This is a genomic window from Paraburkholderia sp. SIMBA_053, from assembly GCF_046534895.1.
Taxonomy (GTDB): domain Bacteria; phylum Pseudomonadota; class Gammaproteobacteria; order Burkholderiales; family Burkholderiaceae; genus Paraburkholderia; species Paraburkholderia caledonica.
The window spans coordinates 1-275 of the sequence record NZ_JAWRXU010000623.1 but is presented as its reverse complement, the minus strand read 5'-3'; the positions used below and the strand labels follow the sequence as shown (position 1 = coordinate 275).

The following is a 275-nucleotide window of genomic DNA, read 5'->3' as shown; positions in this document are numbered from 1 at the left end:
ACTTGGATAAAAGAAATCCTATTATGTCTATCATATGGTCCTTATTTATGCCAGGTTTAGGTCAGCTTTATATTCATCGAATAATCGTTGCTTTTTTTATTGTTACTTGGACCGTTGTTTTCTTTTACTATTCTCATCTTCTTGAAGCTATTTCTCTTCTCTTTTTAGGCGAAATCCAGAAAGCTACCAACGTATTAAATCCAGAATGGTTACTGTTTTTCCCTTCTCTTTATGGGTTCGCCACTTATGATGCTTATATCAATACAGTTGAAAAT

At 33.1% G+C, this 275-nt stretch carries 1 protein-coding gene; it reads left to right on the top strand.

What is annotated here, in order from left to right; translation table 11 throughout:
• Positions 1-23 precede the first annotated feature (23 nt).
• Positions 24-275: hypothetical protein (locus SB753_RS37090; RefSeq protein ID WP_410805129.1), on the top strand; the 252-nt coding region annotated here is incomplete at its 3' end.